The 534-nt window shown below is 59.2% G+C and carries 1 protein-coding gene; it reads left to right on the top strand.

Features of this window, described 5'->3' with window-relative positions:
* On the top strand, positions 1-534 hold a 534-nt coding region (locus AB1462_RS31640), incomplete at both ends, for a sensor histidine kinase (RefSeq protein ID WP_367249014.1).

Genomic DNA, 534 nt, shown 5'->3' with positions numbered 1-534 from the left:
GGATGAAGGCGCGGTGAAACCGGATGCCCACATCTCCGCGATCCGCACGCAGTGTGAAGCGCGAGCCACCGACAGCCCATGGGGCGGGTTCGTGGCAGCCGTTACCGGTTTCGATGAAGACCGCAGCAACAGGCAGGGCCGGACCGAACTTCAAAACGGCTCGGTGCTGCATTACGGCATCATCCATCTGCCAAACGGGCAGGTCATGATGACCTTCGTCGACGTGACGGACAGCGTGAATGTCGAGCGTGCGCTGAAGGAAAAGAACGAGGCCTTGCAGAAGGCCGATCAGCTCAAGAACGACTTCGTTCAGCATGTGAACTACGAGCTTCGCTCGCCGCTCACCAACATCATTGGCTTTACCGAGCTTCTGTCGCTACCTGCCACCGGCCCGCTAAGCCCGCGCCAGCGCGAATATGTCGGCCATATCGGATCGTCGTCATCGACGCTTCTGACAATCGTCAACGACATTCTCGATCTGGCGACCGTCGATGCCGGCATCATGGAACTGGACATTGCCGAAGTGCGCGTAGA

Origin of the sequence: Pseudomonas sp. SB113 (genome assembly GCF_040754745.1) — a bacterium.
In the GTDB taxonomy this organism is placed as follows: Bacteria; Pseudomonadota; Gammaproteobacteria; order Pseudomonadales; family Pseudomonadaceae; genus Aquipseudomonas; species Aquipseudomonas grimontii.
This window is presented reverse-complemented; position numbering and strand designations above follow the sequence as displayed.